This is a genomic window from Kineococcus arenarius subsp. arenarius (assembly GCF_050871845.1).
Taxonomy (GTDB): domain Bacteria; phylum Actinomycetota; class Actinomycetes; order Actinomycetales; family Kineococcaceae; genus Kineococcus.
The window spans coordinates 54,315-72,766 of record NZ_JBJLSE010000004.1 but is presented as its reverse complement, the minus strand read 5'-3'; the positions used below and the strand labels follow the sequence as shown (position 1 = coordinate 72,766).

Below are 18,452 nucleotides of genomic sequence, written 5' to 3'. Positions count from 1 at the left end.
CCCTTCGTCGACTCAGCCGGTCATCCTGCGCGGAACATCCCGCTTTTACCAGGGTGGTGGCCGGACCATACTCGCTCCCACCGATGCACCGACGCACCGACGCAGCGCTGGACACGAGGATGTGCCTGATGAGCCGACCGGCCCCCGTCGCCGACTGGGTGACGATCCCCGACCTGTACCGCGACCCGTTCCCGATCTACGACAGGCTGCGCGCCGAGGGCGGTGTCCACTGGGTCCCCGCCGTCGGGCGGTACCTCATCACGACGTACGACGCCGTCCACGCCACCGAGGTCGACCAGGGGACGTTCTCGGCGAACGAGGAGGGGTCGCTGCAGATCCGCGCGATGGGGCACTCGATGCTCCGCCGGGACGACCCCGAGCACTACCCCGAGCGCAAGGCCTGGCAGCCGGTGCTGCGCCCCGGCGTCGTCAAGCGCACCTGGACGTCGGTGTTCGAGCGCAACGCCGAGCGGTACCTCGCCGAGATGGTGGCGAAGGGGCCGGGCGCCGACCTCATCGGGGACTTCGCCGCGCCCTTCGCCGCCGAGAACCTGCGCGAGGTCCTCGGGTTCCACAACGTCACGCAGCAGGACCTGCAGCGGTGGTCGCAGACCCTCATCGACGCGACGGGGAACTACGCCGACGACCCCGACGTGTGGGCCCGGGGCGAGCGGTCCTTCGACGAGGTGGACGTCGCCCTGGACGAGATGCTGCGCTGGCACGCCGACCACCCCGACCACTCCCTCATCTCCACCCTGCTGCGCACGCCGGACTACGAGATGCCCCTCGAGAAGGTCCGGGCCAACGTCAAGATGACGATCGGCGGCGGCCTCAACGAACCGCGCGACGCGCTGGGCGTCGCCGCCTGGGCCCTGCTGACCCACCCCGAGCAGCGCCGGGCGGTCGAGGACGGCAGGGCCTCGTGGCAGACCGTCTTCGACGAGGCCCTGCGGTGGATCGCCCCCATCGGCCTGTACTCCCGGCAGGTCACCCGCGACACGGTGCTGGCCGGGGTGCGGCTGCCCGCGGGCGCGCGCCTGGGCATCTGCATCCTGTCCGCCAACCGCGACGAGCGGGTCTGGGCCGACCCGGCCGCCTTCGACGTGCAGCGGGAGGTGAAACCCCACCTGGCGTTCAGCAAGGGGGTGCACGTCTGCCTCGGGGCCTGGGTCGCGCGCGCGGAGGTCGCCACCGTCGGCCTGCCCGCCCTGTTCGGGCGGCTGGAGGGCCTCGACCTCGTCCCCGAGGACCCGGCCGAGATCGGCGGGTGGGTCTTCCGCGGCATGCTCAAGCTCCCCGTGTCCTGGCGCGGGACCCGCTCGAGCGCGGCTCCCCCGGCCTCCACGGCGTCCCCGGTCCCCGCGGCCGCCGCGGCACCCGGCCCGGCGCGCCGGGGACCGTCGGTGGCCGTCGTCGGCGCCGGCCCCGCGGGGTGCTTCACCGCGCAGGCGGTGCGGCGCGCCCTGCCCGCGGCCCGCATCGACGTGTTCGACCGGCTGCCCGTGCCGTACGGGCTCGTCCGGTACGGGGTGGCCGCCGACCACCAGGGCACCAAGGCGGTGGCGCGGCAGTTCGACCGGCTGTTCCAGGACGAGCAGGTGCGCTTCCACGGCAACGTGACCCTGGGCGGCGAGCTCGACCTGGCGACGCTGCGGTCCACGTTCGACGCGGTCGTGCTCGCCACCGGGCTGCACGAGGACGAGGTCCTCGCCGTCCCGGGGGCGCGGCTCGCGGGCGTCACGGGCTCGGGCCGGCTGACCCGCACCTTGAACGGCCACCCCGACGAGCACGACGGTGCCCGCACCCTCGAGCCGCTGGGCGCGGAGGTGGTCGTCGTCGGTCACGGCAACGTCGCGGTCGACGTCGTGCGGCTGCTGACCCGCGACCGCGCCGCCCTGCACGGCAGCGACGTCGACGACGCCGTCCGCGACCGGCTCGTCGAGGACCTGCGCGTGGTGCACGTGGTCGGCCGCTCCCTGCCGCACCGGGCGCGCTTCGACCCGGTCGTGCTGCGCGAGCTCGCGGACCTGCCGGGGGTGGCGCACGTCGTCCACGGCCTCGAGGACGCCGAGCTGCCGGCCGGCGACGCGCGCGTCGAGGCGGTGCGCGCCCTCGCCGCCTCCACCTCCACCTCCACCTCCACGGCCCCGGGTGCGCGGGTGCGGGTGGAGTGGTGGTTCGGGTTCACCCCGGAACGGTTCGAGGGCACCGCGCGCGTCGAGGCCGCCTGCTTCCGGGGACCGCGCGGGCCCGTGCGCCTGGCGTGCGGCTCCGTGGTGACCGCCGTCGGTTTCCGCGCGGACGGCACCACCCCGCTGGTCCCCGGGGCGCACGGGACCGGACGCGTCGAGCCGGGCCTGTACGCGGCGGGCTGGCTGCGCAGCGGCCCGCGCGGGACCATCGCCGACCAGCGCGCCGACGCGCGCGACCTGGCGGAGCTGATCCGCGCCGACCTGGCCCGCGGCGCCGACGGCACCGGCCGACCCGGCCGCGACGGGCTGCCGCCGCTGCCCGGTGCGGTGGACTTCGACGGGTGGCGCCGCATCGACCTGCGCGAGACGCTCGACGCCGCGCCCGGGCGGGTCCGCACCAAGATCCGCACCCGGGAGGAGCTGCTGAGCACCGCGCGCAGCGACCTGCCCCTGCCGGGGGCGGACCCCGGCCGGCCGGGCCGGCCCGCGGCGCCGGACCTCCCGCTCACCATCGCGTTCGGCACCGAGTCCGGCAACGCCGAGCTCGTCGCCGAGGAACTGCGGCGGCGGCTCGGGTCGGGCACCGACGCCGAGGTCGTCGACCTGGCCACCGCCACCCCCGGGGACCTCGCCCCGGAGCGCTTCCTCGTCCTCGCGTGCTCGACGTACGGCGACGGGGAACTGCCCACCGCGGTCCGCCCGTTCCGCGAGCGCCTGCTCGCCGAGCGACCCGACCTGTCGGCGCTGAGGTACGCCGTGTTCGGCCTGGGCGACCGCAGCTACACGAGGACGTACTCGCGCGGCAGCGAACTCCTCGACGAGGCGCTGGCCGGCTGCGGGGCCGTCCGCGTCGGGGAGTACGGGCGCCACGACGCCGGGGGCGGCGAGGACGCGGCCCGGGTCGCCGCCGACTGGTTCGAGGGCGTCCTGGCCGAGGTGGGTGCGCCCGCACCGGTCGGCGCGGGGGCCTGACCGGCGGGCGGCGGGCGGCGGGGGCGCCGCTTATCCCGTGGTGACCACCCGGGACAACGATTACCGTCGATCCACGTGCGGGAACTCCCCCTGAAAGACCCCGGCGCCCCCGACGTCCGATCACCCCTGCGCCTGCTGCTGCGCACGGCCGCGCAGCAGCGGCGCTCCATGGCGATCGGCACCGCCTTCGGCTGCGCGTGGATGCTCACGCAGGCCGTCCTGCCCGCCGCCGTCGGCCGGGCCATCGACGAGGGCGTCCTCGCCGGCGACGACGCCGCCCTGCTGCGCTGGGCCGGCGTCGTGCTCGCCCTGGCGGTCGTCACCACCGTGGCCGCGGTGCTGCGGCACCGCTACGCGGTCACCAACTGGCTGACCGCCTGCTTCCGGACCCTGCAGCAGGTCGGCCGGCACACCGCGCACGCCGGCACCGCCGTCACCGCCCGGCTGCCGCAGGGCGAGGTGCTCGCCAGCACCTCCTCCGACGGGCCCCGCGTGGGCGACGCCTTCGACGTCACCCAGCGCGCCGTGGCGTCCGTGCTCGCCGTCGTGGTCGTCGCCGTCCTGGTGCTGCGCACCTCCGTGCCGCTGGGCCTGATCGTGCTGCTCGGCATCCCCGCGGTGCTGGTGGTCCTGGTGCTGCTGCTGCGGCCCCTGAAGGCGCGGCAGCAGCACCAGCGCGAGCTGAGCGGGCAGCTGACGGCCCTGGGCACCGACACCGTGCGGGGTCTGCGCGTCCTGCGCGGCGTCGGCGGCGAGGAGCTGTTCCTGGCCCGCTACCGCGAGCAGAGCCAGCGGGTGCGGGCCGCCGGCGTGCGCGTGGCCGCCTGGGAGTCCGGCCTGGAGGCCCTGCAGGTCCTCGTGCCGGGGCTGCTCGTCGCGGCCCTGGTGTGGGCGGGCGCGCGCGCCACCGTCCGCGGCGAGATCAGCCCCGGCCAGCTCGTGGCCCTGTACGGCTACGCGGCGTTCCTGACCGCACCGCTGCGGATGCTCGTGGAGACGGCCGACAAGTACGCCCGCGCGCTCGTGGCCGCACGGCGCCTGGTGACGCTGCTGGGCGTGCCGCCGCGGCTGGCCGACGCGCCCGAGGGCGAGCAGCAGCACCCGCCGGCCGGTGCGCTGGCCGATCCCGCGACCGGGGTGGTCGCCGCACCCGGCGAGCTGACCGCCGTCGTCAGCGACCCGCCCGAGCTGGCCGCGCCGCTGCTGCGCCGGCTGGCCCGCTTCGACGACTGCGACGGCGACCCCGGCGCCACCCTGGCGGGGGTGGCGCTGCGCTCGGTGCCCGTGGCGGAGGTCCGCCGCCGCGTCGTGCTCGCCGAGGACGACGCGCAGCTCTTCAGCGGCACCCTGCGCGAGCAGGTCGACCCCGAGGGCCGGCACACCGACGCGCAGGTGCTCGCCGCGATCGAGGTCGCCGACGCCACCGAGCTCCTCGACCTCGTCGACGGCGGCCTGGCCGGCACCGTCACCGAGCGGGGGCGTTCCCTGTCCGGCGGGCAGCGCCAGCGCCTGGCGCTGGCCCGGGCGCTGCTGCGCGACCCCGAGGTCCTCGTGCTCGTCGAGCCCACCAGCGCCGTCGACGCCCACACCGAGGCCCGCGTCGCGGCCCGGCTGCGGGCCGCGCGCACCGGGCGCACCACGCTCGTCGCCACCGTCAGCCCGCTCGTGCTGCCGCACGCCGACACCGTGCAGTGGGTGCGCGACGGGCGGGTCGTCGCCACCGGCCGGCACGCCGACCTGCTGGCCGGCGAGCCCGCCTACCGCCGGTTCGTCACCCGCGACGCCGGGGACGGCGACGCGCACGGTGCGCCCACCGCCGGCGCGGTGCCGGCGCAACCCGCCGCCCGCCGGCCCGTGCCCGCCCCGCTGCCCCGCCAGGAGACCTGAGTGAGCACCGCCGCCGAGGGCACCGAACCCCTCCAGGACGAGCGCACCACCCTGCCCGTCGCCGACCGCGCCCAGGTGCTGCAGGACGTGCGCCGGCTCGTGCGCCGGCACCGCCGCCCCGGCCTGGTGATGATGCTGCTGCACTCCGGCGCCGCCCTCGTCGGCCTGGCCGGACCGTGGCTGCTGGGGAACCTCGTGGACCGCGTCGTGGCCGCCGTGCGCGGCGCCGACGCGGCCGCGGCCCTCGCCGACGTGGACCGCACCGTCGCGCTGCTCGCCGCCGCCGTCGTGGCGCAGGCGATGCTGGCGCGGGTGGCGCGGTACCGGTCGCTGTCGCTGTCGGAGGAGGTGTTCGCCGAGCTGCGCGAGGAGTTCCTCGCCCGCGCCACCCGGCTGCCGCTGTCGGTCGTGGAGCAGGCCGGCACCGGTGACCTCGTCTCGCGCACCACCAACGACGTCGAGTCCCTCAGCTACACCGTGCGGTACGGCGCACCCGCGATCCTCGTGGCCGCCGTCACCACCGCGTTCACCGTCGCCGCGGCGTTCCTCACCGGCCCGCTCGTGGCGCTGGCGATCCTCGCCGGCCTGCCCGGCCTGCTGATCGCCACCCGCTGGTACCTGCGCCGCGCCCCCGCCGGCTACGCCGCCGAGCGCGCCTGGTGGGGACGCATCTCCACCACCCTCGGCGAGAACGTCGAGAACACCCGCACCGTGGAGGCGCTGGGCCTGGCCGGGCACCGGGTCCGGCTGCTCGACCGCGTCATCGCCGAGACCGTGCGGCGCGAGCGGTACACCCTGCGGCTGCGCACCGCCTGGTTCCCCACCATCGAGATGTCGTACCTGCTGCCCGTCGTCGCGGCCCTGGTGTGGGGCGGTTTCCTGGTGCGGCACGGCCTCGCCACCGCCGGGGAGGTCGCGGCGGTCGTGCTGTACCTGCGCCAGCTCGTCGGCCCCGTCACGGAACTGCTCATCTGGTGGGACGAGCTGCAGGTCGGCCAGGCGTCCTTCGCGCGCGTCGTGGGCCTGGCGACCGTCGCCCCCGACCGCAGCGTCAGCGGCGAGGAGGCCACCTCCGACGACGTGCGCGCCGACCGGGTCGGTTTCGAGTACTCGCCCGGCCGGCCGGTCCTGCACGGGGTGTCGCTGTCGCTGGAGCCCGGCGAGCGCCTCGCGGTCGTCGGGCCCACCGGTGCCGGCAAGTCCACCCTGGGCCGGCTCATCGCCGGCATCACCCCGCCCACCAGCGGCTCGGTGCGCGTGGGCGGCGCGGAGGTGACCGGGCTGCCGCTGGAGGAGATGCGCCGGCAGGTCGCCCTCGTCACCCAGGAGCGGCACGTGTTCAGCGCCTCGCTGCGCGACAACGTCGCCCTGCCCGTGCCCGACGCCGACGACGCCGCGGTGGAGGCCGCGCTGGAGGCCGTCGACGCGCTCGGCTGGGTGCGGGCGCTGCCGCAGGGCCTGGCGACGACGGTCGGTGAGAACGGGGTGGAGCTGTCCGCCTCGCAGGCGCAGCAGGTGGCGCTGGCCCGCCTGGTGCTGGCCGACCCGCACACCCTCGTGCTCGACGAGGCGACCTCGCTGCTGGACCCGAACGCGGCCCGGCACACCGAGCGGTCGCTGGCGGCGGTGCTGGCCGGGCGCACCACCGTGGCCATCGCGCACCGCCTGCACACCGCGCACGACGCCGACCGCATCGCCGTCGTCGAGGGCGGGCGCATCACCGAGCTCGGCACCCACGACGAGCTGGTCGACGCCGGTGGTCCGTACGCGAGCCTGTGGCGCAGCTGGCACGGCGGCTGAGGGGGCAGACACCCCCGCGGGGGCCGTGGCACGGTGGTCGCGTGACGCTGGAGGACCTCGTCAGGCTGCGCCGGGTGCGGGACCTGATCGACCGCGAGCACGCGCAGCCGCTGGACGTCCCCGCGCTGGCGCGCGCCGCGCTGATGTCGCCCGGCCACTTCTCGCGCAGCTTCCGCGCGGCCTTCGGGGAGAGCCCGTACAGCTACCTGATGACGCGGCGGGTGGAGCGGGCCAAGGCGCTGCTGCGGCGCGGCGACCTGACGGTGACGGAGGTGTGCGTGGCGGTCGGGTGCACGTCGCTGGGCTCGTTCAGCTCGCGGTTCACCGAGCTGGTCGGCGAGAGCCCCAGCGCGTACCGGGCCCGCCACCACGACGGGGCGGCCGTCGTGCCCGCCTGCGTCGCCCGGGTCCGCACGCGACCGGTCAGGAACGGAGAAGCCCGGGGCGCGGGCGCACCCCTAGCGTGACGCGCATGGACATCACGCTCTCGCAGTGCTTCATCGCCGTCGACGACCACGAGGCCGCTCTCGCGTTCTACCGCGACGCCCTCGGCCTGGAGGTGCGCAACGACGTCGAGTTCGAGGGGATGCGCTGGACGACCGTCGGCTCCCCCGCGCAACCGGACGTGGAGATCGTGCTCGAGCCGCCGCTGGCGGACCCGAACGCCTCCCCCGCCGACCGCCGGGCCGCCGCGGAGCTGCTGGCGAAGGGCATGCTGCGCGGGGTCATCTTCCGCACCGACGACTGCGACGCCACCTTCGAGCGGGTGCGCGCCGCGGGCGGGGAGGTGCTGCAGGAACCGGTGGACCAGCCGTACGGCGTGCGCGACTGCGCCTTCCGCGACCCCGCCGGCAACATGCTGCGCTTCAACCAGCCGAAGGGCGGGTGACGGCCGGCCGCGGGCGGGGGGCGCGGGGGCCGCGGCGGAACCCCCGGGGTCCCGCCGCGGCCACCGCGTCAGGGGCTCGTCAGCCCTTCTCCCCCTTCGCGAACGGCTGCTCCGGGTAGACCGCGTCCACCTCGATCTCCACCAGCCAGCCGGCGACCGGCAGCGAGGCCACCTCCAGCGCCGAGCGCGACGGCCGGGCGGGGTTCTCGAACAGCGGCGGGGCGGGCGCCGCGGTGCCCAGCGGCACGTCGACCGCCTCGTTCGTCTCCAGGTCGACGTTGGCGAAGTACTGCCGGTACGCGCGGTTCCAGCCGGCGAAGTCGGCCGTCTCGGTGCCCTCCTCGTTGGCGAGGAACACGCGCATGGTGACGACGTCGTCGAAGCTCAGGCCCTGCGCGGCGAGGTTCTCCCCGATCGCCGCCAGGGCGTTCAGGCCCTGCGCCTCGGTGAGCGTCACGCCCTCGGGCAGCGCACCGCCGAGGGCGGCGAGGTCCACGTACGCGTCCGGGGTGCCCGGCTCGGCGTCGGGGTTCGCCGCCGCCGGACCGATGCCGCTGGACTTGTAGATCGCCGTGCCCGGGCCGATGCCGACACCGTTCGCGATGAACGGGTTGGTCTCGCCCAGGGGCAGCGCCACCTCGACCGTTCCCGGCGCGGGGGTCCCGCCGCGGGCGGCGGCGACACCGGCACCGGCTCCCAGGCCGACGAGGAGCAGCGCGCTGACGCCCACGGCCACCGGCCGACGGGACAGGTTCTTCTTCACTCGGGTTCCTCCGGTTCGGTGGTTCAGCTGCTCATGACGCGCTGGTGCAGCGCGGTGACGGCGGCGCGGGCGGAGGTCATCGCACCGTGCTGCCAGGCGATGGCGTGCGAGAGGTGGTCTCCGGCGAAGTACACGTTGCCCTGCGGGGCGAGCAGCGTGGCGTACTCGGGGCCGGTCTGCGAGCTCCAGTCCACCCAGCCGGCCTCGCTGTACCTCGTCGCGCTCCAGGACACCGAGAACGAGGAGGCGATGTCCTGGCCGTACACGTCGCCGTGGATGAGGGCGCCGTTCTGCACGGCCCGCGCGCGGCGCTCGGCGTGCGGCAGGGCCGCGTAGTCCAGGGCGGTCTGGCCGTAGTTGTAGTAGCCGACGACGACGCCGCGCTCGGTGTGGAAACCGGAAGACGGGTACCAGACGTGCGCGAGGTCCAGGTCGGTGTTCGTGATGCCGCCGTAGATGCGCATGTCCTCCTCCCACCAGCGGCGGGAGTACTCCAGGCCGATCTTCCCGGTCGGCGACGGGCTCGCCGCCTGCAGCGCCGTCGTCACGCCGGGGCCCAGGTTGTGCGGGATGCGCGCGGCGATGTGCGGCGGGATCGTGTTCACCAGGAAGTCGGCGCTCGCCGTGCGCGTGGCGCCGCGGGCGTCGACGTAGTCGACCTCCGCACCGTCGGCGGTGGTGCGGATCCCGGTGACCTCGGCGCCGTAGCGGACCTTCGACGGGCCGACCGCCTTCTCCAGCGCGTACGCGATGCGGTCCATGCCGCCGACCGGCTGGAACATCATGACGGCCTGGTCCCAGCCGAACTCGAAGGAGAACTCCCGGCCGATGCCGCTGGCGATGACGTCGTGCAGCCCCGGTGCCGGGGAGACGGACCCCGCCTCCAGGCCCGCACCGGGTTCGACGTCGAAACCGCGCCGGCCGCTGCCGCCGAGGTACAGGTCCGCCGCGGCCGGGTCGCCGGTGGAGTTCCCCAGGTCGCCGAAGTCGCGCAGGAACTCGATGAGCGACTCCTTGTCGTCGCCGCTCAGCTCCCCGTCCAGCGCGCCGGCGTTCGTGGCCTTCGCCAGCAGTTCCGAGACGTAGCCGTACACGTCCGCCTTCGCGGTGCGGTGCTTGACGGCCGTGCCGGAGATCGCGGTGTCGCCGGTGTAGTACAGCAGCGCGTCGGCGTTCTGGTTCACGAACGGCTCGATCGCGACCCCCAGCTCGCGGCAGTAGTCCAGGGTGACGTGGTGCTGCGGGATGCGCGCCGGTCCGCAGTTCATGTACTGCCCCTCGGCGAACCGCACGCGCTGCGTCTCGCCGTTCAGGTCGGTCTCGGTGTCACCGCCGCGCACCGTCCAGTTCCGACCACCGGGGCGCTGGCGCCCCTCCAGCAGGGTCACGCGGTACCCGGCCTTGCCCAGTTCGTAGGCGGTGGTCAGCCCGGCGATGCCGGCGCCCAGCACCAGCACGCTGCGGGCCGAGCGGCCGGTGAGGGTGAAGTCGGACGCGCGCGGCGGGGTGTACGCGGCGTTCTCGGCGGCCGAGGCCAGCGGGGCCAGGCCCAGGGCGCCCATGGCGCTGAACATGGCGCCGGCGCCGCCGGTGGCGCCGACACCACGGAGGAAGTTCCTGCGGGAAACGGGCACGGTTCTCCTCGGGAGGACACAGGGGGATCGCCCACGGTGAGGGGGGATGCCTGAACTCTGGCGGTGCCGTGTTTCGGGGAGATCACACGATTATCAACACTGCGTGACGAGGAAGATCCGGAGCGGAGTGGCCCAGGTGATCACCCCGCGTGCTCGCATCCTTGCGCCGCCGCTGCGCGGGGTATTGGATGGCGCCGTCCGCGGTCCACCACCCCGCCTGGAGCACGTATGCCGCACCGTCGCCGCACCTCCCTCCTCGCGCTCGTCGGCCTGACCGCCGGGGTCGCCGTCGCCGCCCCGGCCACCGCCGCACCCACCACCGAGAAGGTCCCCCTCGCCGTCGGCACCGGTGGGGCCGTCGCCACGGTCGACCCCGACGCCACCCGCATCGGCCTGGACGTCCTCGCCGACGGCGGCAACGCCGCCGACGCCGCCGTGGCGGCCGCCGCCGCGCTCGGCGTCACCGAGCCCTACTCCGCCGGCGTCGGCGGCGGCGGCTTCTTCGTCTACTACGACGCCGGGACCGGCGAGGTCTCCACCATCGACGGCCGCGAGACCGCCCCGGCGGCCATGGGCGCCACCGCGTTCCTCGACGAGGACGGCAACCCCCTGCCCTTCGCCGAGGCCGTCACCAGCGGCCTGTCCGTGGGCACCCCGGGGACGCCGCGCACGTGGGAACGGGCGCTGGAGGAGTTCGGCACCCAGTCGCTGGGCGACGTGCTCGCCGGGCCCACCGCCCTGGCGCGCGACGGGTTCGTCGTCGACGAGACGTTCCGCCAGCAGACCGCCGAGAACGAGGAGCGCTTCCGCACCTTCCCCGCGACGGCGGAGCTGTTCCTGCCCGGCGGCGAACTGCCCGAGGTCGGCTCGGTCTTCCGCAACCCCGACCTCGCCCGCACCTACCGGCAGCTCGCCGCGCGCGGTGTGGACTCCTTCTACACCGGCCGGCTCGCCGACGAGATCGCGGCGACCGCGCAGGACCCGCAGGAGGCCGCCGGGGTCGCGGAGGTCCACGCCGGCCTGCTCACCGAGGACGACCTCGCCGCCTACGACGCCCCGCTGCGCGAGGCGACGAAGGTGGAGTACCGCGGCCTGGAGGTCTACGGCATGGCGCCCCCCTCCAGCGGCGGCACCACCGTCGGCGAGGCCCTGAACATCCTCGACCAGTACCCGCTCGCCTCGATGCCCGCCGCCGACCGGCTCCACCACTACCTCGAGGCGGGTGCGCTCGCCTTCGCCGACCGCAACGCCTACGTCGGCGACCCCGCCTACACCCAGGTCCCCGTCGACGAACTGCTCTCCGAGGGGCTCGCGGCCGAGCGCTCCTGCGGGATCGACCCCACCGCCGCGGCGCCCAAGCCCGTCCCGGCCGGCGTGCCGGACGGCGAGTACGCCGCGTGCGCCGACGCCGAGGGCGCGAGCGTGCCGGACACCGCAGCGGGCGTGTCCACCACGCACCTGACCGTCGCCGACGCCGAGGGCAACATCGCCAGCTACACGCTGACGATCGAGCAGACCGGCGGCAGCGGCATCACCGTGCCGGGCCGCGGGTTCCTGCTCAACAACGAGCTCACCGACTTCACCTTCGCGCCCGCCGACCTCACGAAGCCGGAACCCAATCTGCCCGCCCCCGGCAAGCGGCCGCGCAGCAGCATGGCGCCCACGATCGTGCTGAACGACGGCGAGCCCCTCATGGCGCTCGGCTCCCCCGGCGGCAGCACCATCATCACGACCGTGCTGCAGACCCTCGTGAACCGGATCGACGCCAACATGCAGCTCGACGAGGCCATCGCCGCGCCGCGGGCCACCCCCCGCAACACGGCCACCGTGAGCGCCGAGCCGGCGTTCCTCGAGGCGCACGGGGCGGAGCTCACCGCGCTCGGCCACAGCTTCAGCGAGACCGCGGAGATCGGCGCGGCCACGGCGGTGGAGTTCCTGCCCACGCCGGAGGGGCGCACCCCGCTGATGCTCGCCGCGGCCGAGACCACCCGGCGCGGCGGCGGCAGCGCGGGCGTGGTGGACGACGTGCACGCCACCCGCGGCACGAAGGCCGCCCCCGACCTGGCGCCGTCCCTGGTCGACTGACCGGCCGTCCCCGGGGCGGGGCACCCCGCCCCGGGGACACCACGGCGGCTCAGCGCGCGGCGAGCTCCTCGAACCCCACGCCCGTCCACTCCGCCGAGCGCGCCCACAACCAGGCCGCGTCCGAGGTGTCGTACGCCGCCGCGGACGCCCGCTCCGGCACCGGGAAGCCCTTCCAGCCGCCGAACCCGTCCGGGCCGAAGTACTCCCCGCCGGCGGCGGCCGCATCGCCCGCCGCGCGCAGCAGCGGCCAGGCCCCCTGCGCCGGCGGGTGCCCCACGGCCCGGCCCAGCGCCCGGCCCAGCGCACCGCCCACGCGGCTGTCCGCCGCCAGCGGTGTCGCCTTCCAGAGGTTCGTGTCCGACAGGCCCGGGTGAGCGATCGTCGAGACCAGCGGCGCCCCCGCCGCCGCGGCGCGCCGCTGCAGCTCCAGCCCGAACAGCAGGTTCGACAGCTTCGACTGCCCGTACGCGTGCCAGCGCGAGTAGGAGCGCTCGCTGAGGTAGTTCTCGCGGTCCAGCGGACCGAACCGGTGCGCCACGCTGGCCACGCTGACCACGCGCGCACCGTTCCCGGCGAGCAGCAGCGGCAGCAGCAGGCCCGTCAGCGCGAAGTGCCCCAGGTGGTTCGTGCCGACCTGCAGCTCGAACCCGTCCGCGGTGCGGGCGAACGGCGGGGCCATGACGCCGGCGTTGTTCACCAGCACGTCCACGCTCGCGCGCCGGTCGGCGACGTCCGCCGCCGCGCGCCGCACGCTCGCCAGGTCGGCCACGTCCAGGGCCACCAGTTCCGCGGACGCCTTCACGCCCGAGTCGGCGACGTCCGCGCGCAACCGCTCCAGGGCCGCCTCGCCGCGGCCGGTGTCCCGGCAGGCCAGCAGCACGTCCGCGCCGCGGCGGGCGAACTCGGTGGCCACGTGGAACCCCAGGCCGGAGTTCGCGCCCGTCACCAGGACGGTGCGCCCGTCCTGCGGACCCAGCTCGTCCGGCGTCCAGACCGCCACCGGGCGGCCGCTCACGCCGGCTGGTACGGGGAGACGACGACCTCGACGCGCTGGAACTCCTTCAGGTCGGAGTAGCCCGTGGTGGCCATCGAGCGGCGCAGCGCACCGACGAGGTTCGTGGTGCCGTCGGCCACCCGGCCCGGGCCCTCGAGGATCTCCGCCAGCGGCGCCACCGTGCCCACGTGGACGCGCTCACCGCGCGGCAGCACCGGGTGGTGCGCCTCCGGGCCCCAGTGCCAGCCGCGCCCCGGGGCCTCCTCGGCGCGCGCCAGCGCCGCGCCGAGCATCACCGCGTCCGCGCCGCACGCCACCGCCTTGACGATGTCGCCTGAGGTGCCCACGCCGCCGTCGGCGATGACGTGCACGTACCGGCCGCCGGACTCGTCCATGTAGTCGCGCCGGGCCGCCGCCACGTCCGCGACGGCGCTGGCCATCGGCGCGTGGATGCCCAGGGTGCGGCGCGTGGTGTGGGCCGCGCCCCCGCCGAAGCCGACCAGGACGCCGGCGGCACCGGTGCGCATCAGGTGCAGGGAGGCCGTGTACGTCGCCGCGCCGCCCACCACGACCGGCACGTCCAGCTCGTAGATGAAGCGCTTGAGGTTCAGCGGCTCGCTGCGGCCGGAGACGTGCTCGGCGGAGACGGTGGTGCCGCGGATGACGAACAGGTCCACGCCAGCGTCGACGACGACCTTCCAGAACTCCTGGGTGCGCTGCGGCGACAGGGCACCGGCGACCGTCACGCCCTCGGCGCGCACCTGGGCCAGCCGCGCGGTGATCAGCTCGGCCTTGATCGGTTCCGCGTAGATCTCCTGCATGCGGCGGACCGCCACGGCCGGGTCCAGCGCGGAGATCTCCGCGAGCAGCGGCTCGGGGTCCTCGTAGCGGGTCCACAGGCCCTCGAGGTCCAGGACGCCCAGACCACCCAGCCGGCCCATGGCCACCGCCGTCGCCGGCGAGGCCACCGAGTCCATCGGGGCGCTCAGCACCGGGATGGAGAAGTGGTACGCGTCGATCTGCCAGGCGGTGGACACGTCCTCCGGGTCGCGGGTGCGGCGGCTGGGGACGATCGCCACGTCGTCGAAGCTGTAGGCGCGACGCCCCCGCTTGCCGCGGCCGATCTCGATCTCGTACACCCCGACAGGCTACCGGCTGCCCGGCGCCCGCCCCTCCCGCGGCGGGGAGGGCGGGCGCCGGGACTCAGCGACCGCGCGAGTAGTTGGGCGCCTCGACCGTCATCTGGATGTCGTGCGGGTGCGACTCCCGCAGCCCCGCCGGGGTGATCCGCACGAACCGGCCCACCCGCTGCAGGTCCGGCACCGTGCGGGCACCGGCGTAGAACATCGACTGGCGCAGACCGCCGACCAGCTGGTGCGCCACCGCCGCCAGCGGGCCGCGGTAGGGCACCTGCCCCTCCACGCCCTCCGGCACGAAGCGGTCGTCGGAGGCGACGTCGTTCTGGAAGTAGCGGTCCTTGGAGAACGAGCGGCCCCCGGAGCGGGTCTGCTGCGCACCCAGCGAACCCATCCCGCGGTAGCTCTTGAACTGCTTGCCGTTGATGAAGACCAGGTCGCCCGGGCTCTCCTCGCAGCCGGCCAGCAGCGAACCCAGCATCACCGTGTCCGCGCCCGCCACGATCGCCTTGGCGATGTCGCCGGAGTAGGCCAGGCCGCCGTCGCCGATGACCGGCACGCCCGCCGGGCGCGCGGCCTTGGAGGCCTCGTGGATGGCCGTGACCTGCGGCACGCCCACGCCCGAGACGACGCGGGTGGTGCAGATCGAGCCGGGCCCGACCCCCACCTTGATGCCGTCCACGCCGGCGTCCACCAGCGCCTGCGCGGCGGCGCGCGTGGCCACGTTGCCGCCGACGACGTCGACGTGCGCGGCCGCGCTGTCGGCCTTCAGGCGGGCGATCATCTCCAGCACCGCCCGCGAGTGCCCGTGGGCCATGTCCACCACGAGCACGTCGACGCCCGCCTCGACGAGCTGCATGCCGCGCTTCCAGGCGTCCTCGAAGATGCCGATCGCCGCGGCGACCCGCAGCCGGCCGTCCTCGTCCTTCGTCGCCAGGGGGTACTGCTCGTTCTTGACGTAGTCCTTCACCGTGATGAGGCCGGTGAGGCGGTTGCGCTCGTCGACGATCGGCAGCTTCTCGATCTTGTGCTGGCGCAGCAGCTGCTCGGCGTCGGCGGCGCTGATGCCGACCGGGGCCGTCACCAGCGGCATCGGGGTCATGACCTCGTGGACCGGGCGGGAGAAGTCCGTCTCGAAGCGCAGGTCGCGGTTGGTGACGATGCCCACGAGGGTGCCGTCGGCGTCCACGACCGGGACGCCGGAGATGCGGTAGCGCCCGCACAGCTCGTCCACGTCCGCCAGCGTGGCCCCCGGCGACGTCGTGACCGGGCGGGTCACCATGCCCGACTCCGAGCGCTTGACGATGTCGACCTGGTTGGCCTGCTCGTCGGCGGACAGGTTGCGGTGCAGCACGCCCAGGCCGCCCTGGCGGGCCATCGCGATCGCCATCCGGGACTCGGTGACGGTGTCCATCGCCGAGCTGAGCAGCGGCACGCGCAGCGTGACGCGCTTCGAGACCCGGCTGGAGGTGTCCGCCTCGGAGGGGACGACGTCCGACTCGCCGGGCAGCAGCAGGACGTCGTCGTAGGTCAGGCCGACGAACCCGAAGGGGTCGTGACCGGGGTCGTGGGGAGCGGAGAGGGGGGCCGGGGCACCGGTGGGGGTGTGCGCGCTCACCCCCACGATGCTACGGCTCCCTCAGCCCTGCTCCGACGGCTGCGCGGCTCCCTCGGACGGGTCCGCGGGCACGTCGGCGCCGGCGGTGGGCGCGCCGGCCCCCGCGTCCCCGGGAGCCTGCGCGTCCTCCGGCCGGGGGGAGGCCTCGGGCGAGGCCTCGGGCGACGGCGACGGCTGGGGCGACGGCGACGGCTGGGGCGACGGCTGGGGCGACGGCGACGGCACCGGCTCGGGCACGGCGTCCACCCCCGGCGACGGCTCCGGCGAGCCGACGGGCGACGAGGGCGGGACGGGCGGCACGAGGCCGACGGGGTCGGTGGGGTCGGCGGCACCCGCGTCCTGCTCCTCGCCGGCCGCGGTCCGCTCCGCCTCACCCGACGGCTCCCCCGTGGCGGTGCCCGGGGCGGACGGCGCGACCGGGTCGGACGGCGCGACCGGGTCGGACGGCGCGACCGGGTCGGACGGCGCGGTCGTGCCCACGGGCTCGGTGGGGGCCCCGCCGCCGGCGGGCTCCTCGCTCGGCACCGGCTCGGCCGGGTCCGACGGCTGCGCGGGCGCGTCCGTCGGCTCGGCCGGCACGCTCGGGGACGACGGGTCGGCCGCCGGCCCGCCGGGCTCGGCGGGAACGCTCGGGGAAGCGCCGGGAGAACCCCCGGACGACCCGCCCGTGGAGGGTGCCGGGGTGCTGGGCGCCGGTGTGCCCGTGCCCGTCGAGGGGCGCGGTGCGGGGGTGCCCGTTCCCGCGCCGGGGGTCTGCGCGCCTCCCTGCGCGGGGGCCGACGGGCTGGTGGGGACCGACGGGCTGGTCGGGACCGACGGGCTGGTCGGGACCGACGGGCTGGTCGGGACCGACGGGCTGGTCGGGACCGACGGCGACGAGCTCGCCGGGGGCACCATCGGCGCCACCCAGCGCGGGGAGGCCTCCACCGAGGGGGTCGAGGCGTCGACCAGGCCGGGCAGCGTCCGGGGGTCCGGGGGCGTGGTGGCCACCGGGGCGGTCACGAGCTCCTGCGCGGCGACCTGCCGGCGCAGCTCCTCCAGCTCCTCCCGGGCGCTGCGCACGGTGCGCACCAGCGGCGAGTCGCCCTGGGCGGCGCTCAGGCTCGCCAGGACGCGGTCGACGCGCTCGACCGCCTCCTCGTGCTCGCCGGAGGACGCGGCGGCGCGGGCCTGCTCCAGCTGGCGTTCCACGCGCTGCTCGACCGTGCCTCCGAACACCTCCCAGACGCTGTCGGGGAACCACGCGGGCCCACCGGCGAAGATCGGGCTGGTCACCTCGGCGGCGGACCCGGGGGCCGTGCCGCCGCTCGTCGCGGCCGCCGCGGCGGTGCCGCCCAGCAGGGCCAGCACCGCGCAGGCGGCGGCGGTGCCGCGGCCCAGGCGCTCCAGGGTCCGTCGTCGCGCCACCAGCACGCGGGGTGCGGGGACGGCCGGGGAGGCGCCGCGCGCGCCCTCGCCCGCGTGCTCCACGGGCACCGGCAGCTCCAGCGGGCGCGCGCCCGCGGTCAGCGGGTCGGCGTGCAGCGCGTAGGCGTCCAGCAGCCGCGCGACGGTGTCGTCCAGGTCGGCGCCGGTGGCGCGGTGGGAACCCAGGCGGTCCAGCAGCGCGTCGGTGGCGAGCAGGTCCGGGACCGTCGGCAGCTCCTCCGGGCCGCCCCGCAGGTGCCCGCGGTCCTCGCCGCTCACGACGTCACCCGCAGCGAGCCGTCGGCCAGCGCGGTCTTGCGCAGCTTCTGCACCGCACGGTGCTGGGCCACGCGCACCGCACCGGCCGTCATGTCCAGGGCACGGCCGGTCTCCTCCGCGGACATGCCCGCGCCCACGCGCAGCGTGAGGATCTCCCGCAGCTTGGGCGGCAGGGTGTCCAGCAGGCGCCCGACGGTCTCGGCGTCGAACGCGTCCAGGGCCAGCTGCTCCGGACCCGGCTCGGCGGCGGCCGAGTCCGGGACCTCGTCGGTGGGCACGGGAGCCCGGTACGCGGCCCGCTGCGCGTCGGCGACCTTGTTGGCCGCGATGCGGTACACGAACGCCTCGAACGGGCGTCCGGTGTCCTTGTAGCGGGGCAGTGCCGTCAGCACGGCGATGCAGACCTCCTGTGCCGCGTCCTCGGCGGCGTGATCAGCCCCGGGCATGCGCCCGAGCCTGGCCCGGCAGTAGCGGTGGACGAGGCGGCGAACCGCTGCCAGGAGGTCGGCGACGGCGCCCTGCTCCCCCGACAGGGCGCGCGCCGCCAGTTCCTGGAGCCCCCCGGCATCCACCCTGCTCATCGCGGGGACGACCCCGGCCGTTACACCACCGCCGTCGGCGCGCACCCCCGGGCCGTGCACCCCCGGGTCGTGCGCTGCCGGGTCGTCGCCGTCGAGGACCGCGGGACCCGTGCGCACGTCCACGGGGTCGGGGGCGACGGCAGCGCCGGGGCCGGCGCGCCGCGCGGCGTCCGTCCCGGCCGGTCCACCGGCCTCCTCGCCCCCAGGGCTCACGC

13 protein-coding genes are annotated in these 18,452 nt (G+C 76.0%); 6 read left to right on the top strand and 7 right to left on the bottom strand.

Translation table 11 applies throughout. The features are described 5' to 3' along the window. The first annotated feature begins 128 nt into the window (after positions 1–128). From ACRYM0_RS02455 to ACRYM0_RS02435, 5 genes are all read left to right on the top strand, one after another. Positions 129–3,164, top strand: coding sequence for a cytochrome P450 (locus ACRYM0_RS02455; protein WP_432501767.1), 3,036 nt, complete (start codon positions 129–131; stop codon positions 3,162–3,164). A 75-nt stretch (positions 3,165–3,239) separates the two neighbouring features. Further along, positions 3,240–5,051: an ABC transporter transmembrane domain-containing protein gene (locus ACRYM0_RS02450; protein ID WP_432501765.1), complete on the top strand. Its 1,812-nt coding sequence runs from the start codon at positions 3,240–3,242 to the stop codon at positions 5,049–5,051. Then, positions 5,052–6,851 (top strand): ABC transporter ATP-binding protein, encoded by a 1,800-nt coding sequence (locus ACRYM0_RS02445; protein ID WP_432501762.1) that lies wholly within the window; start codon positions 5,052–5,054, stop codon positions 6,849–6,851. Between the two features lie 41 nt (positions 6,852–6,892). After that, a complete protein-coding gene (locus ACRYM0_RS02440) occupies positions 6,893–7,318 on the top strand; it encodes a helix-turn-helix transcriptional regulator (RefSeq protein WP_432501759.1) in 426 nt (141 codons plus the stop codon). A gap of 5 nt (positions 7,319–7,323) precedes the next feature. Beyond that, a complete protein-coding gene (locus ACRYM0_RS02435) occupies positions 7,324–7,740 on the top strand; it encodes a VOC family protein (RefSeq protein WP_432501758.1) in 417 nt (138 codons plus the stop codon). 79 nt (positions 7,741–7,819) lie between these two features. Here the strand turns inward: ACRYM0_RS02435 and ACRYM0_RS02430 are convergent, their stop codons facing one another. Continuing rightward, entirely contained in the window at positions 7,820–8,503 is a 684-nt protein-coding gene (locus tag ACRYM0_RS02430) for a Rid family hydrolase (RefSeq protein ID WP_432501756.1), read from the bottom strand. Between the two features lie 23 nt (positions 8,504–8,526). Beyond that, entirely contained in the window at positions 8,527–10,137 is a 1,611-nt protein-coding gene (locus tag ACRYM0_RS02425; protein WP_432501754.1) for a flavin monoamine oxidase family protein, read from the bottom strand. 228 nt (positions 10,138–10,365) lie between these two features. On the opposite strand from ACRYM0_RS02425, the gene ggt reads away from it, so the two are divergent. After that, positions 10,366–12,222, top strand: a complete 1,857-nt coding sequence (gene ggt, locus ACRYM0_RS02420; protein ID WP_432501752.1) for a gamma-glutamyltransferase — start codon at positions 10,366–10,368, stop codon at positions 12,220–12,222. A 49-nt stretch (positions 12,223–12,271) separates the two neighbouring features. On the opposite strand, the gene ACRYM0_RS02415 is transcribed toward ggt, so the two are convergent. The 5 genes from ACRYM0_RS02415 to shbA form a co-directional block, all read right to left on the bottom strand. Then, complete coding sequence (locus ACRYM0_RS02415) at positions 12,272–13,237, bottom strand: oxidoreductase (protein WP_432501750.1); 966 nt, start codon at positions 13,235–13,237, stop codon at positions 12,272–12,274. After that, a complete protein-coding gene (locus ACRYM0_RS02410) occupies positions 13,234–14,355 on the bottom strand; it encodes a GuaB3 family IMP dehydrogenase-related protein (RefSeq protein WP_432501749.1) in 1,122 nt (373 codons plus the stop codon). Before ACRYM0_RS02410 ends, ACRYM0_RS02415 begins: the two co-directional genes overlap by 4 nt. Before the next feature lie 64 nt (positions 14,356–14,419). Continuing rightward, positions 14,420–15,970, bottom strand: a complete 1,551-nt coding sequence (gene guaB / locus ACRYM0_RS02405) for an IMP dehydrogenase (protein ID WP_432501747.1) — start codon at positions 15,968–15,970, stop codon at positions 14,420–14,422. A gap of 21 nt (positions 15,971–15,991) precedes the next feature. Continuing rightward, positions 15,992–17,656: a hypothetical protein gene (locus tag ACRYM0_RS02400; RefSeq protein ID WP_432501745.1), complete on the bottom strand. Its 1,665-nt coding sequence runs from the start codon at positions 17,654–17,656 to the stop codon at positions 15,992–15,994. Continuing rightward, a complete protein-coding gene (gene shbA / locus ACRYM0_RS02395; protein WP_432501743.1) occupies positions 17,653–18,450 on the bottom strand; it encodes an RNA polymerase sigma factor ShbA in 798 nt (265 codons plus the stop codon). The genes ACRYM0_RS02400 and shbA overlap by 4 nt, the downstream gene beginning before the upstream one ends. Between the last annotated feature and the right edge of the window lie 2 nt (positions 18,451–18,452).

What these genes read in the sequence shown, in the direction of transcription:
- ggt (WP_432501752.1), top strand. Translation starts at nt 10,366, where the DNA reads ATGCCGCACCGTCGCCGCACCTCCCTCCTCGCGCTCGTCGGCCTGACC.
- ACRYM0_RS02455 (WP_432501767.1), top strand. Translation starts at nt 129, where the DNA reads ATGAGCCGACCGGCCCCCGTCGCCGACTGGGTGACGATCCCCGACCTG.
- ACRYM0_RS02435 (WP_432501758.1), top strand. Translation starts at nt 7,324, where the DNA reads ATGGACATCACGCTCTCGCAGTGCTTCATCGCCGTCGACGACCACGAG.